Source organism: Sphingomonas gilva (assembly GCF_003515075.1).
Taxonomy (GTDB): domain Bacteria; phylum Pseudomonadota; class Alphaproteobacteria; order Sphingomonadales; family Sphingomonadaceae; genus Sphingomonas; species Sphingomonas gilva.
Map to the genome: position 1 here is coordinate 84,711 of NZ_QWLV01000002.1, position 13,030 is coordinate 97,740.

At 68.1% G+C, this 13,030-nt stretch carries 15 protein-coding genes and 2 riboswitches; of the genes, 6 read left to right on the forward strand and 9 right to left on the reverse strand.

Annotation, left to right across the window (positions count from 1 at the left end; genetic code table 11):
- Window positions 1–189 precede the first annotated feature (189 nt).
- From gcvH to D1610_RS05035, 3 genes are all read right to left on the reverse strand, one after another.
- Entirely contained in the window at window positions 190–561 is a 372-nt protein-coding gene (gcvH, locus tag D1610_RS05025; RefSeq protein ID WP_118863071.1) for a glycine cleavage system protein GcvH, read from the reverse strand.
- A 12-nt stretch (window positions 562–573) separates the two neighbouring features.
- Window positions 574–1,764: a glycine cleavage system aminomethyltransferase GcvT gene (gene gcvT, locus D1610_RS05030; protein ID WP_118863072.1), complete on the reverse strand. Its 1,191-nt coding sequence runs from the start codon at window positions 1,762–1,764 to the stop codon at window positions 574–576.
- Between the two features lie 61 nt (window positions 1,765–1,825).
- Window positions 1,826–1,933: riboswitch (glycine riboswitch) on the reverse strand.
- Window positions 1,934–2,024: riboswitch (glycine riboswitch) on the reverse strand.
- 201 nt (window positions 2,025–2,225) lie between these two features.
- Window positions 2,226–2,867, reverse strand: a complete 642-nt coding sequence (locus D1610_RS05035; protein WP_245941992.1) for a hypothetical protein — start codon at window positions 2,865–2,867, stop codon at window positions 2,226–2,228.
- An 87-nt stretch (window positions 2,868–2,954) separates the two neighbouring features.
- On the opposite strand from D1610_RS05035, the gene ispH reads away from it, so the two are divergent.
- The 4 genes from ispH to D1610_RS05055 all read left to right on the forward strand — a co-directional run bounded on the left by ispH (window position 2,955) and on the right by D1610_RS05055 (window position 6,870).
- Window positions 2,955–3,914 carry a 4-hydroxy-3-methylbut-2-enyl diphosphate reductase gene (ispH, locus tag D1610_RS05040; RefSeq protein WP_118863703.1) on the forward strand — a complete coding sequence of 320 codons (960 nt, stop codon included), beginning with the start codon at window positions 2,955–2,957 and terminating at the stop codon, window positions 3,912–3,914.
- Between the two features lie 10 nt (window positions 3,915–3,924).
- The gene (thrB, locus tag D1610_RS05045) at window positions 3,925–4,878 is read left to right on the forward strand and encodes a homoserine kinase (RefSeq protein ID WP_118863073.1); all 954 of its coding nucleotides are present in this window, start codon (window positions 3,925–3,927) and stop codon (window positions 4,876–4,878) included.
- Window positions 4,875–5,330: a ribonuclease HI gene (gene rnhA, locus D1610_RS05050; protein WP_118863074.1), complete on the forward strand. Its 456-nt coding sequence runs from the start codon at window positions 4,875–4,877 to the stop codon at window positions 5,328–5,330. The genes thrB and rnhA overlap by 4 nt, the downstream gene beginning before the upstream one ends.
- Before the next feature lie 352 nt (window positions 5,331–5,682).
- Window positions 5,683–6,870 (forward strand): acetyl-CoA C-acyltransferase, encoded by a 1,188-nt coding sequence (locus tag D1610_RS05055; protein WP_118863075.1) that lies wholly within the window; start codon window positions 5,683–5,685, stop codon window positions 6,868–6,870.
- Window positions 6,871–6,970: 100 nt separating this feature from the next.
- Here D1610_RS05055 and D1610_RS05060 read toward each other — a convergent pair whose 3' ends face one another.
- Complete coding sequence (locus tag D1610_RS05060; RefSeq protein ID WP_118863076.1) at window positions 6,971–7,459, reverse strand: SH3 domain-containing protein; 489 nt, start codon at window positions 7,457–7,459, stop codon at window positions 6,971–6,973.
- A gap of 73 nt (window positions 7,460–7,532) precedes the next feature.
- Between D1610_RS05060 and D1610_RS05065 the strand changes: the two genes are divergently transcribed.
- On the forward strand, window positions 7,533–8,534 hold the full coding sequence (locus D1610_RS05065) for a 2-hydroxyacid dehydrogenase (protein WP_118863077.1): 1,002 nt from the start codon (window positions 7,533–7,535) through the stop codon (window positions 8,532–8,534).
- Here the strand turns inward: D1610_RS05065 and D1610_RS05070 are convergent.
- Both D1610_RS05070 and D1610_RS05075 read right to left on the reverse strand, forming a co-directional pair.
- A complete protein-coding gene (locus D1610_RS05070; protein WP_281268948.1) occupies window positions 8,531–8,848 on the reverse strand; it encodes a type II toxin-antitoxin system RelE/ParE family toxin in 318 nt (105 codons plus the stop codon). The genes D1610_RS05065 and D1610_RS05070 overlap by 4 nt on opposite strands.
- A complete protein-coding gene (locus tag D1610_RS05075) occupies window positions 8,845–9,096 on the reverse strand; it encodes a ribbon-helix-helix domain-containing protein (RefSeq protein WP_118863079.1) in 252 nt (83 codons plus the stop codon). Before D1610_RS05075 ends, D1610_RS05070 begins: the two co-directional genes overlap by 4 nt.
- 154 nt (window positions 9,097–9,250) lie before the next feature.
- Between D1610_RS05075 and D1610_RS05080 the strand changes: the two genes are divergently transcribed.
- Window positions 9,251–9,460 carry a hypothetical protein gene (locus tag D1610_RS05080; RefSeq protein WP_118863080.1) on the forward strand — a complete coding sequence of 70 codons (210 nt, stop codon included), beginning with the start codon at window positions 9,251–9,253 and terminating at the stop codon, window positions 9,458–9,460.
- Here the strand turns inward: D1610_RS05080 and D1610_RS05085 are convergent, their stop codons facing one another.
- The 3 genes from D1610_RS05085 to D1610_RS05095 all read right to left on the reverse strand — a co-directional run bounded on the left by D1610_RS05085 (window position 9,461) and on the right by D1610_RS05095 (window position 13,017).
- The gene (locus D1610_RS05085; protein WP_118863704.1) at window positions 9,461–10,864 is read right to left on the reverse strand and encodes an NAD(P)H-dependent flavin oxidoreductase; all 1,404 of its coding nucleotides are present in this window, start codon (window positions 10,862–10,864) and stop codon (window positions 9,461–9,463) included.
- 74 nt (window positions 10,865–10,938) lie between these two features.
- On the reverse strand, window positions 10,939–12,057 hold the full coding sequence (locus D1610_RS05090) for a glycosyltransferase family 4 protein (protein WP_245941993.1): 1,119 nt from the start codon (window positions 12,055–12,057) through the stop codon (window positions 10,939–10,941).
- A gap of 96 nt (window positions 12,058–12,153) precedes the next feature.
- Window positions 12,154–13,017 (reverse strand): alpha/beta fold hydrolase, encoded by an 864-nt coding sequence (locus tag D1610_RS05095; RefSeq protein WP_118863082.1) that lies wholly within the window; start codon window positions 13,015–13,017, stop codon window positions 12,154–12,156.
- Window positions 13,018–13,030: the final 13 nt, after the last annotated feature.

A 13,030-nucleotide genomic window follows, 5' to 3' on the forward strand; every position in this document is an offset into this window, starting at 1 on the left:
TGGGCCCAAAATGCCTCCCAGGCATTTTTCGATCATGCCGGGGGCATGATCGACCCAGTTGCGGTCATTCACTGGGTGGGTCCAGCGGCGGCAGCGGCTCGATGCCGCTGTCGGCGCTTGGGGATGCAGCGGGAGCTCGCTTCGCTCGCACCCACCCCCAACCCCTCCCTTGCAGGGAAGGGAGTAGCTTCAAAGCTTCGAAACGAACGCCGCGTAGGCGGTCTCGTCCATCAGCTCTTCGAGCTCGGACGTGTCGCTCAGCGTCAGCTTGAAGAACCAGCCGTCGCCCTCGGGGTCCTCGTTGACCAGGCCGGGCTGGTCGGCGAGCTCGGCATTGCCCTCGATCACCGTGCCCGATGCCGGGGTGTACACGTCGGAGGCGGCCTTGACCGATTCGACCGTCGCGGCCTCGTCGCCCTTGGCCAGCTCCTTGCCCTCCTCGGGCACGTCGACGAACACGATGTCGCCGAGCTGGCCCTGGGCATAGTCGGTGATGCCGACGGTGGCGGTATCGCCGTCGACATCGATCCATTCATGGTCTTCGGTGAAGTAGCGGCTCATGCGGCGGACTCCTCAGCGGTGATAGCGGTGGGGAACGAAGGGCATCGGCGTGACTATGGCCTGGTGGACCTTGCCGCGCTGGGCGAGCGTGACGGCGGCGCCGGGCGCGGCCATCGCGGCGGGGACATAAGCCATCGCGATCGGGCCGTTGAGGCTGGGCGAATGGCCGCCCGAGGTGACCTTGCCGACCTCGTTCCCGTCGCCGTCGACCACCGCCGCGCCCTCGCGCACCGGCTGGCGGCCTTCGACCAGCAGGCCGACGCGCTTGACCACCGGCCCTTGCTCGCGTTCGAGCAGGATGCGTGACGCGCCCATGAAGTTCGCCTCCTCGCGGCGGCGCTTGGAGAGGGCGAAGCCGAGATCGGCCATCACCGGCGTGGTGTCCTCGTCGAGATCGTGGCCGTAGAGCGGCAGCCCCGCCTCCAGCCGCAACGAATCGCGCGCGCCGAGGCCGATCGGCTTGACCTCCGGCTGTTCGGTGAGCGCGTCGGCGAGCGTCGCGGCGGCGCTTGCCGGAACCGAGATCTCGAACCCGTCCTCGCCGGTGTAACCCGAGCGGCTGATCCACAGCGGGATGCCGTTCCAGTCGAACGCGGCCGCCTTCATGAAGGTCAGGTCGGCGACGCCGGGTACGAGACGCTGGAGCGCATCGACCGCCTTGGGCCCCTGCAGCGCCAGCAGCGCCTGTTCGTCCATATGGTTGATCGTGATGTCGTCGGCGAGATTCTCGCGCAGCCAGCCGAGATCGTCATACTTGGTCGCGCCGTTCACCACCATGTAGATGCCGTCGGCGCGCCGCGTCACCATCAGATCATCGAGGATGCCGCCGCCTTCGGAGAGCAGCAGCGAATAGCGCATCCGCCCTTCGCCGAGCCCGGCGATGTCGCCAGGAAGCAGCGCCTCCAGCGCGCGCGCCGGGTCCGCCCCGCCTTCGCCGGTGAACAGCAGCTGGCCCATATGGCTGACGTCGAACAGCCCCGCATTCTCGCGCGTCCAGAGATGCTCGGCCATCACGCCTTCGTACTGGACGGGCATGTGATAGCCGGCGAACTCGACCATCCGGCCGCCTCGCGCGCGGTGCCAGGCGTCGAGGGGGAGGTGCTGGACGGCGGGCGCGTCCGCATCGCCATCGGGGTCGCCGCTATAGGCTTGCCCGCGCGCCTGGGTGGCGTCGGTGGGGCCGTTATGGACGATCTCGCTCATCGATCACTCTCCCGTGGCGGTGCAACGAAGCGGGCGGATCGATCGATCCGCCGTCGCTTGCGCTGCCCCCTCTGTCACGGAACCTGAGAGCTTTCGCGCGGCCCTTGCGGCGAGCCGGCTTACCCCTTCGGTGGAGTCCCTTCCGGGCCTCGCTTTCCAGAGCGTCGAACGGCCTCGCGCGGTCCATTTGCCTGAGAGATTCCGGGGCGGTTGCTCCTTCGGCGGCAGGCTCGAAACCCACCCTCTCCCGCGCGACTCCGACGGGCGGACCCGTCATCGACTGGCGCGAGCCTTGGCTGCGGCGCGGAGGCGAGTCAATCGCAATCCTCGTCGCCCCTGCGCAGGCAGGGGCCTCAGTCGGCGAACGTTATGCCGGGTGTGCCACAAACCCTGCGGCCCCTGCCTTGGATCCCAGCAATATATTACTTTGCTGGGTGCCCTGCGCAGGGGCGACGGGACTGTTACCGCGTCGCGTTGTAGCGCAACTGCTCCTGGGTCAGCTGGAAGCCGACGAGCACCTCGAAGCTCGCGCGCAGCACCGCCTGGCGCACCGCGGGCAGCGACAGCGGATCGATCGCCGCGTCGGGATCGCCCACCTCGCGCTTGCGGGTGATCTGCTCCTCGATGTCGTCGGGAAGCTCGGCGGCGGCGCGATCGACCGACGCGCCCGCCGAGATCGAGGTCTGCGCGCGCGCCTCGCCCGCGGCGAAGTTCAGCACCACCTGGCCGGTGCGCTTGGCGACGACGGCGTTGCCGCCCTGGATCACCGCGGTGAAATAGGGGAGCGTCACCGCCCTCGCCGCGCCCACGTCGCGACGCAGCGCGATGACGTCGAACGTCACGCCGGTGACGATCTCGCTGCCGCCCTCGCCGCAGGTCGAGCGGACATTGGTGATCGTCGCGGTCACGTCGATCGCGCTCGCCAGCGTCGAGTTCGCCGGATCGAACAGCGTCACGTCGCCGGTGCCCGCCGGCACGCCCACGGCCGGGCAGGCGGACCGGATCTGCGTAATGCCGCCATCGACGATGTCACCGGTGCCCGCGCAGCCCGCCAGGGCGAGAGCGGCGGCCGAAAGCGAAAGGAGGATCTTGGGGCTGGGCACGGGGACGCAATTCCTTCGCACAAAAAGATGGGCGATGCTTTAGGGTCCGGGTTCCGCGCGCGCAAGCAATCGCGTATGGGCGGGCGCATGAACGCCCAAGCCGCCGCCAAGCCCGTGCTCGAACTGCTGATCGCCGCGCCGCGGGGTTTCTGCGCCGGCGTCGACCGGGCGATCCGCATCGTCGAGCTGGCGATCGAGAAATATGGCGCGCCGGTCTATGTGCGGCACGAGATCGTCCACAACCGCTATGTCGTCGACGATCTGAAGGCCAAGGGCGCGGTGTTCGTCGAGGAGCTGGACGACGTGCCGGACGGCGTGCCGGTGGTGTTCTCCGCGCACGGCGTGCCAAAGGCGGTGCCGCACAAGGCGGCCGAGCGCGGCCTCAACTATCTCGACGCCACCTGCCCGCTGGTCAGCAAGGTCCATCGTCAGGCCGAGCGGCTGGTCGCGGCGGGGCGGCACATCGTCTTCATCGGCCATAGGGGTCATCCCGAGGTGATCGGCACCTTCGGCCAGGTGCCCGAAGGATCGATGACGCTGATCGAGACCGAGGCCGATGTCGCTGCGCTTTCGCCCGCCGATCCGGACAATCTCGCCTTTCTGACGCAGACGACGCTGTCGGTCGACGACACCGCCGCCATCGTCCGCACGTTGCAGACGCGCTTCCCAAGCATCCAGGCGCCGCGCGGCGAGGATATCTGCTACGCCACCTCGAACCGCCAGACCGCGGTCAAGGCGATCGCCTCTTCGGTCGATCTGGTGCTGGTGATCGGCGCGCCCAATTCGTCCAATTCGGTCCGCCTGGTCGAGGTCGCCGAGCGGCAGGGCACCGACGCCAGGCTGATCCAGCGCGCCGCCGACATCGATTTCGACTGGCTGCGCGGCGTCGGCACGGTGGGCATCACCGCGGGCGCCTCCGCCCCTGAACTGCTGGTGCGCGAGGTCGTCGACCATCTCGCCACGCGCTTCGAGGTGACCGAGCGCGAAGTCGAGATGATGGCCGAGAACATGGCGTTCAAGCTCCCCCGCGGCCTCGAAGCCGCCTGAGCGAAGCGGGATGGCGGTTTATACCCACGTCTCGGCGGAGGCGCTCGAAGCGTTGCTGGCGCGCTACGATGTCGGCGAACTGGTCAGCGCCAAGGGCATCGCCGAGGGTGTCGAGAACAGCAACTATCTGGTCGACACGACCCGGGCGCGCTTCATCCTGACGCTGTACGAAAAGCGCGTCGATGCGGGCGACCTGCCCTTCTTCCTTGCGCTGCTCGATCATCTGGCGGAGCGCGGCAACCCGGTGCCGCGTGCGATCCCCGATCGGGCGGGCGTGCAGGTGCAGACGGTCGAGGGGCGCCCCGCGTGCCTGATCGAATTCCTGCCGGGCGTGTCGCTGTCGCACCCGACCCCAAGGCAGGCGGCAAGCGCGGGCCGCGCGCTGGGTGCGATGCACGCGGCGCTCCGCGACTTCACGCCGACGCGGCCCAATGGGCTGGGCGTCGATGCCTGGCGGCCGCTGCTCAACCGCTGCAGCGGCGATCTGGACCAAATCGCGCCGGACCTGTTCGCCACGATCTCGGCCGCATTGGACGATGTGGAGCGCGATTGGCCGCGCTCGCTCCCCACCGGCACGATCCATGCCGATCTGTTCCCCGACAATGTGCTGGTGCGCGGCGACAGCGTGAGCGGGCTGATCGACTTCTATTTCGCCTGCACCGACATTCGCGCCTATGATCTGGCCGTCACCCATTCCGCCTGGGCGTTCGACGCGACCGGCGCGCCGGTAGACGCCGGCGTGGGCGCGAATATCCTGGGCGGCTACGCTTCCGCCTTCGGGCTGAGCAGCGAGGAGCGCGCGGCGCTGCCGATACTCGCGCGCGGCGCCTGCATCCGCTTCCTGCTGACCCGCGCCTGGGATTGGCTGAACACCCCCGCCGACGCGCTCGTCACCCGGAAGGATCCGGTCGCCTATCTGCGGCGGCTGGAATGGTATCGCGCCAATCCGGGCTGCTTCGCATGACCGAGCTTCCCCATGTCGAGATCGCCACCGATGGCGCGTGCAAGGGCAATCCGGGACCGGGCGGCTGGGGCGCGATCATCCGGTCGGGCGCGCGCGAGAAGGAACTGTCCGGCGGCGAGGCGCTGACCACCAACAACCGCATGGAGATGACGGCGGTCATCGAGGCGCTGGGCGCGCTCAAGAAGCCGTGCCGCGTGACGCTTTCCACCGACAGCCGCTATGTGATGGACGGCATGACCAAGTGGATGCACGGCTGGCTGAAGAACAGCTGGCGCACCGCCGACAAGAAGCCGGTCAAGAACGCCGATCTGTGGCAGGCGCTATGGGCGGCGGCGAAGCCCCACCGCATCGAATGGGTGTGGGTGCGCGGTCACAACGGCCATCCCGACAACGAGCGCGCCGACAGGCTCGCCTGCGATGCGGCGTTGGCGCAGAGGCCGCGGGTGGCCTAGGGTCCAAACCCAAGGCGCCGGACTCGACTTGGTCGCGATCGACACTAGGGTCCAAACTCAATTAGAACAGGGATCGTGATCGCCCGTGGAAGACCGCCGACAAGGAGCGCAGCGCAGTCGCGTAGCCGAAGCTACGCGCAAGCAAGCGACGACGCTCGGCGGTCTTCCACGGGCGACCGCCTCCGGCGGCGGGCGGCTTTTGGTGCCATGCGGCGTTGCGCGTCGGTCACGATGCTATGGCATCGCTCCCTCCTTGCTCCTAGCCTGGCGCCAAAATCCGCTCCGTCACGACCCTGTTCTAATTGAGTTTGGACCCTAGATCAGCGGCAGCACATCCACCGGAGCCCACGCCATGAACGCCGATCCCGTCGTCATCCTGTCCTATGCCCGCACCCCGATGGGCTCGTTCCAGGGCAGCCTCGCGGGCGCGTCGGCGACCGATCTGGGCGCGACCGCGGTCAGGGCGGCGGTCGAGCGCGCGGGGGTGGACGGCGAGGATGTCGAGCGCATCTATATGGGCTGCGTGCTTCCCGCCGGGCTCGGCCAGGCGCCGGCGCGGCAGGCGGCGCTCAAGGCCGGGCTGCCCCAGTCGGTCGAGGCGACGACGGTCAACAAGATGTGCGGCAGCGGCATGCAGGCGGCGATCATGGGCGCGGAAGCGCTCGCCGCCGGATCGGTCGACCTGCTCGTCGCGGGCGGGATGGAGAGCATGACCAATGCGCCCTATCTGCTCGCCAAGCATCGCGGCGGCGCGCGCATCGGGCATGACCGGATCATCGATTCGATGTTCCTCGACGGGCTGGAGGACGCCTATGAGCCCGGCCGCGCGATGGGCAGCTTCGCCGAGGAGACCGCGGGCGAATATCAGTTCACGCGGGAAGCGCAGGACGATTACGCCATCGCCTCGCTCACCCGCGCACAAGAGGCGCAGAAATCGGGAGGCTTCGATCGCGAGATCGTGGCCGTGGAGGTCAGGACCCGCAAAGGCGTGGAGACGGTCGACAAGGACGAGCAGCCGCTGAAGGGCGACGCGTCCAAGATCCCCGGTCTCAAGCCCGCCTTCGCCAAGGACGGCACGATCACCGCCGCCAACGCCTCCTCCATCTCGGACGGCGCCGCCGCGCTGGTGATGGCGCGCGAGAGCGTCGCGAACGCGAAGGGCCTGAAGCCCGTCGCCCGCATCGTCGCCACCGCCGCGCATGCGCACCAGCCGGCGAAATTCACCACCGCGCCGGTCAACGCGATGCAGAAGGTGCTCGACAAGGCGGGCTGGTCGGCCGGCGATGTCGATCTGTTCGAGGTCAACGAGGCGTTCGCCTGCGTGTCGATGATCGCGATGCGCGATCTCGGCATCGATCACGCCAAGGTGAACGTCAACGGCGGGGCGACCGCGCTTGGCCATCCCATCGGCGCATCGGGCGCGCGGATCATGGCGACGCTGATCGCCGCCCTGCAGAACCGCGGCCTCAAGCGCGGCGTCGCGAGCCTGTGCATCGGCGGCGGCGAGGCGACCGCGGTGGCGCTGGAATTGGTCGACTAATCCCCGTCGCCCCTGCGCAGGCAGGGGCCTCAGGCGGCGCATGCGGAATTCGGATGTGCCACGAACCCAGCGGCCCCTGCCTGCGCAGGGGCGACGGTTGCTACTCCACGACCTCGCCAGCCTCGACGCCCCAGAGGTGCGCCACCTCGATATAGCCCGCGCGCCCGCGCACGTCGAAGCGGCACCAGCCGTCCTCGCAGTCGCTGATGCGGCCGATCACCTTGGGCTCGACCCGCCACAGCACGCGCGCGCCCCGCCGGGGCTCCTCGACCAGCGTGCGGATCTCGCCGCCGCGCACCATCGCGGTGCGCGTGTCGCTCAGCAGATTGGCCTGCATCCAGCCGATCGTGCCGTCGGGGTCCTCGATCTTGCGCCAGTGCGGATAGGTCTCGACCACGCGCACCGGCAGGCCGCTTCGCACATAGAGCCAGTCGACCGGATAGTTGCGGCCCGGCCCGGTGCGCATCCGCGCCTCGCCCGCGCCGATCGAGGCGAAATAGGGCGCCTTGCGCGCCTGCGCCCATGCCTGCCCCACACTCGCGGCCATCGCGATCCCCACCGCGAGCCCGATCACCCGTTTCGCCCTCATGGCCCCTCAATGCGACAGCCGGGCCGCCGCTTCAACCCATCGCTTGACGCATGGCCCCCGAAACCCCAATCGAATGGCGATGACAATGGAGCGCCACGCCAGGCCCAGGGTGGTCGTCACCCGCGAGCTGCCCGACGCGGCGATGCGTCGAATGGCGGACCTGTTCGACGCCGCGCTCAACCGCGACGACCGCGCGATGTCCGCCGACGAGCTGCGCGCCGCCGTGGCGGACTGCGACGTGCTCGTCCCCACCGTCACCGACCAGATCGACGCCGCGCTGATCGAGGCGGCGGGCCCGCGCCTCAAGCTGATCGCCAATTACGGCGCGGGGGTGAACCATATCGACCTGAAGGCAGCGCGAAAGAAGGGCATCATCGTCACCAACACGCCGGGCGTGCTGACCGAGGACACCGCGGACATGGTGATGGCGCTGATCCTCGCGGTGCCGCGCCGCCTGGCCGAGGGCGAGAAGCTCGTCCGCTCGGGTCAGTGGAAAGGTTGGAGCCCCGGCGGGATGCTCGGCCACCGCATCGGCGGCAAGGCGCTGGGGATCGTCGGGCTGGGCCGCATCGGCCGCGCGGTGGCGCGCCGCGCGCGCGCCTTCGGCCTGTCGATCCACTATCACAACCGCCACCGCCTGCCCGCCATCGCCGAGGAGGAGGTCGGCGCCGTCTGGCACGAGCACCTCGACGAGATGCTGAGGGCGGTGGACATCCTGACGATCCACACCCCGCGCAACGCCGACAGCGAGAACCTGATCGACGCGCGCCGCATCGGCCTGCTCCGCCGCCACGTCTATCTGATCAACGCCTCGCGCGGCGGCATCGTCGACGAAGAGGCGCTGGTAGAGGCGCTGGAGGCGGGCCGGCTGGCGGGCGCGGGACTCGACGTGTGGCAGCACGAGCCGGAGATCGACCCGCGCCTGCTCGCCCTCCCCAACGTCGTGATGACCCCGCACATGGGCAGCGCCACCTATGAGGGCCGCGAGGCGACCGGCGAGAAGGTGATCCAGAACATCCGCGTCTGGGCCGACGGGCACAGGCCGCCGGACCAGGTGCTGGAGGGGTGGGTTTAAGGTTCGTCGGCGAACGCCTGCCGCACGCGATCTAGCTGATGCATCTGCTGATGCAGAATCGCCACGACTCTGACGGTCCCGTCAGAGACACGCCAATATATAAAATGGGCTCCACTTCGACAGAAATAGCCATCAACACCTATGTCCGCCGCGACAGCCCGCCAAGGTACTTGCCTGGCGGCTATCCGTTCGATCGCGTCCAGCAGCGAATCGGAATAAGTGTCGGCTTGCTTCACGCCCCAACGGCGGAAAGTATAGTCGTAGATGTCCTCCAGTTGCGCCATGGCAGCGGGAGCGATGGTAGCTCTTGTCACGCGTAACGCTTTTTCATGCGCGCACGGAACTCATCGGCATCGAAAGGCAGGAATTCGCTGTCGGGTGTCGCGAACGCCGCCTGTAGTTCGGCTTTTAACGCCTGGAAACGCTCTTCTTCGGCACGGGCTCGATCCTTCCGGATCAAATCACGGACATACTCGCTGACATTCTCATAAGCGCCGTACTCGCCGACATTTTCGGCGACATGATCCTCAAGTATTCCACTCAGACGCACGTTCAACGTCATCGGCACCGCACGACACTCCTGTCCACTTAAATCCTCATAATGTGGACAAGAATAGGCTTCAACCGGATCGGATGCAAGCGAGGTCTGCCAAGATGAGGAACCGGCACGCGGTGCCCACCGTTGGAAATGATGGAGCCACTTCGGAGAGCCCATCATGAAGACGCATGTCCCCCTCGCCCTTCTCGCCGCCGTCGGCCTCGCCGGCTGCTCGAGCAATATCGTCGAGGGCGCCGCGATCGGCGCGGCCGGCGGCGCGGCGGTCGGGGCGCTGAGCGATGATGTGAGCGTGGAGGAAGGCGCAGCCGTCGGCGGCGTGGGCGGCGCGGCGGTGGGCGCCGCAACCGCCGATCCCGACCCCGACTGATCAATCCCCGGTCAGGATCCGGTCCACCAGCTGCTTCACCGTCGGCACGAAGCCGTTCGAATAGAAGGGATCGCGCTTGAAGTTGTAGGCGCCGTGACCGGCGAACATCAGGTTCTGGTCGATCGGGCCGCCATGGGCGATGTCCTGCAGCGTTTTCTGGATGCAGAAAGATCGCGGATCGGCGAGGCGGCCGGTCGAGTTGGTCTCCGTATCCGCCCATGACGAGAAGGCGCACTGGCTGAGGCAGCCCATGCAATCGGCCTGGTCCTTGCGGATCATTGTTTTTTCTTCGGGAGTTACGAATACCAGTGTGTTATCCGGCGTCTTCAATGCGTCGACATAGCCGAGACCGTACCATTCGCGCGCGCGCAGCAGGTCGTTCTTGGTCACCCAGAAATTCTTGCCCTTCACCCCCACGTCGAGCTGGTGGGTATGGTCCCCCGCCTGCTGGGTGGAGAAGGGCACCTGCCGTTCCGATCGCGCCTCCAGCTCACGCAGGAAGGGGTTGCGCACCGCGGATGAATAGAAGCCGGTGGGCGAGAAGCGGTGCAGCAGCACCTCGCCTTCCTCGATATCGGTCAGCTTGTCCTTCCACCCTTGCGGGATCGGGCTTTCCTGGGTGAGCAGCGGCCGCGTGCCGAACTGGAAGGCGATCTGGCCAAGCTCGGGATTGTCGATCCAGTCGTTCCAGTCCCTCAGATACCAGACACCCCCCGCCATCACGATCGGCACCTCGTCCGAGATGCCGCCCTCGCGCATCACCTCGCGCAGCTCCTTGACGCGCGGATAGGGATCCTGCGGCTTGAGCGGGTCCTCCGCGTTGCTGAGGCCGTTATGCCCGCCGGCCAGCCAGGGATCCTCATAGACCACCGCCGCGAGCCATTCGGACGCCTTGGAATAGGCGCGTTTCCACAGCGCGCGGAACGCCCGGCCCGAGCTGACGATGGGCAGGTAGCTGACATTGTAGGAGGCCGCGATCTCGGAGAGCTTGTACGGCATCCCCGCGCCGCAGGTGACGCCGGCGACCAGCCCGCGGGTGCGTTCGAGCACGCCGTGCAGCACGCGCTGCGCGCCCCCCATTTCCCACAGCACGTTGATGTTGATCGCGCCCTTGCCGCCGGCAATCTCGAACGCGCGCTTCACCTGCTGCACCGCGCCTTCGATGGCGTAGTTGATCAGCTCCTCGTGCCGCTCGCGCCGGGTGAGCGCGTGGTAGATCTGCGGGATGATCTTGCCATCGGGATCATAGCTGTCGGCGTTGACCGCGCTGACCGTGCCGATGCCGCCCGCCGCCGCCCACGCGCCCGCGGAGGCGTGGTTGGTCGCGGCGACGCCCTTCCCGCCTTCCACCAGCGGCCAGACCTCCTGGCCGTTATAGACGATGGGTTTGAGGCCTTTGAACACGAACATCTCCGACACATGGCTATCGCCCACCCCTATAGAGCAAGCAGGCTGCCGCGCGACATATTTACGTTACGTTAGCCGAACGCGCCTGGACGCCCCAATGTTTCGGCGTAGAGCGCACGATAGGCGGCGATCATCTTCGCCTCGTCATAGTGGGCGAGCGCCCGCGCCTGATTGGCGGCGCCGATGCTCGCGCGCAGGTCGGCATCGGCTATCAGCGCGCGGATCGCGCCCGCCAGCGCGCGCTCGTCGCCGGGGGCGGTGATGAAGCGGCGATTGGCCTCGCTCACCATGTCGGCGACATCGCCGACCGCCGGGGCGGCGACGGGCAGCCCCGCCGCCATCGCCTCGATCACCGAGATCGGCTGCTGCTCGCTGTCGCTGGACAGCGCGAACAGGTCGAAATGGCCGATATAGCGGTGCGGATCGGCGAGATGACCAGGCAGGTGCAGCCGCTTGCCCAGCCCCGCCGCATCGCCCGCCGCGCGGATCGCGTCGTGCTCCGGCCCCTCGCCGACGATCGCCAGATCGGCGTCCGCCCCGCTCGCGGCGAAGGCGCGGACCAGGCGCGGCAGGTTCTTCACCTCGCGCAGGCCCGCGAGCGTGCCGACGAGGGCGCGGCCCGGCTTCGGCCCCAGCGTCTTCCTGAGCGGCTGCAGCGGCCGCCCGGCATAGCGCACGGTCGGTATGCCGTTCGAGATGCGGACGAGCCTGGCCGATGCGCCCCATTTGGCGCGCGCGATCGCCTCCAGCCGCGCCGAGGGCACCACCAGCGCTTGCGCGCCCTTCAGCGCCAGCCGGCGGAACAGGTTTCGCTCCAGCTTGGTCTTCACCGCCTCGTCGGCGTTGAAGCCGTCCTCGTGATGAACGAGCGGCGGCCCGCCGAACAGGCGCTTCGCCATCACCCCGTCCATCGCGCCCCAGTTATAGCTCAGCACCAGATCGAACCTGCGCAGATAGCGCGCGATCGCCTGATAGCGGTCGACCGAGGGCTTGCCGGTAAGCGAGGGCGGCGCTTGCGCGATTTCCCAGGCGACGCGGGGATCGATCATCTTCGCAGCGCCCGTCTGATCGGGCATCGCGCTGACGATGGTGTGGCTGGCCGCCGCGCCGAACGCATTCATCAGCCGAACGCTGCGCGCTTCCTTCCCGCCCGGCGCGAAGGTCGAGTGGAGATGGAGGATGCGAACCACTACCGTCGCCCCTGCGCAGGCAGGGGCCTCTGGGTTTGTGGCACATCCGAGATCGCATTTGCCGACTGAGGCCCCTGCCTGCGCAGGGGCGACGGGCTATTCATTGGCCACCTTCGCCAGCAACCGGTCGATCGCCGCAACCGCTTCAGGTTCCTCCAGCGTCGGCGTATGGCCTACGCCGGACACGGTCACCCCCTCGGCCTTGCCCAGCCGCGCCACCATCTTTTCCGCGGTCGCGGCGGCGAAGATGTCCGACCTCTCGCCCCGCACAACCAGCACCGGCACATCGGCCAGCGCATCGAGCGCGGGCCACATGTCGACGCCGCTTTCATTGCCCGGAATGCGGAACGGCTCGGCGATCTTCATGTCGTAATCGAGCACGATCCTCCCGGCGGAGGTCAGCTTGAACAGCCGCTTCGCCATCACCAGCCATTGCTCGATTCCCCAGCCGGGATAGACCGCGGCATTGGCCTCGGCGAGCGCGCGGGCGGCGTGCATCCAGGTCGGGTGGTTGGCGTTCTTGCCGACATAGCCGCGGATGCGCGCGAGCCCCGCCGGGTCGATCTCCGGCCCGACATCGTTGAGCAGCGCGCCGGCGATCCGCCCGCGATCGGTCGCCGCCAGCAGCATCGTGACGATCCCGCCGAGCGAGGTGCCGACCGAGACGAACCGCTCGATCCCCAGCGTATCGAGCAGCCGCTCGAGATCCTGCACATAGGTGAGCGGCACATAGCTCATCGGATCGGGGGCATAGGCGCTCTCCCCCCGTCCGCGCAGATCGACGCAGATCACCCGCCAATCGCCCGCCAGCCGCGCGGCGACGCCCTCATAGTCGCGCGCGTTGCGGGTCAGGCCCGGGATGCAGATGATCGGCGGCTTGTCGGCCGGCCCGGCATAGTCGCGGTAATGCAGGCGCAGGTTGTCGTTGGACCACCAGACCCCGTTCTGCCATTCCGCCACGCTTGCACCCCTT

Bases quoted from the DNA above. Each gene is read 5' to 3' on its own strand.
- gcvH (WP_118863071.1), bottom strand. From the start codon at position 561: ATGAGCCGCTACTTCACCGAAGACCATGAATGGATCGATGTCGACGGC.
- gcvT (WP_118863072.1), bottom strand. From the start codon at position 1,764: ATGAGCGAGATCGTCCATAACGGCCCCACCGACGCCACCCAGGCGCGC.
- ispH (WP_118863703.1), top strand. From the start codon at position 2,955: ATGAACGCCCAAGCCGCCGCCAAGCCCGTGCTCGAACTGCTGATCGCC.
- thrB (WP_118863073.1), top strand. From the start codon at position 3,925: ATGGCGGTTTATACCCACGTCTCGGCGGAGGCGCTCGAAGCGTTGCTG.
- rnhA (WP_118863074.1), top strand. From the start codon at position 4,875: ATGACCGAGCTTCCCCATGTCGAGATCGCCACCGATGGCGCGTGCAAG.
- D1610_RS05055 (WP_118863075.1), top strand. From the start codon at position 5,683: ATGAACGCCGATCCCGTCGTCATCCTGTCCTATGCCCGCACCCCGATG.
- D1610_RS05060 (WP_118863076.1), bottom strand. From the start codon at position 7,459: ATGAGGGCGAAACGGGTGATCGGGCTCGCGGTGGGGATCGCGATGGCC.
- D1610_RS05065 (WP_118863077.1), top strand. From the start codon at position 7,533: ATGGCGATGACAATGGAGCGCCACGCCAGGCCCAGGGTGGTCGTCACC.
- D1610_RS05075 (WP_118863079.1), bottom strand. From the start codon at position 9,096: ATGACGTTGAACGTGCGTCTGAGTGGAATACTTGAGGATCATGTCGCC.
- D1610_RS05080 (WP_118863080.1), top strand. From the start codon at position 9,251: ATGAAGACGCATGTCCCCCTCGCCCTTCTCGCCGCCGTCGGCCTCGCC.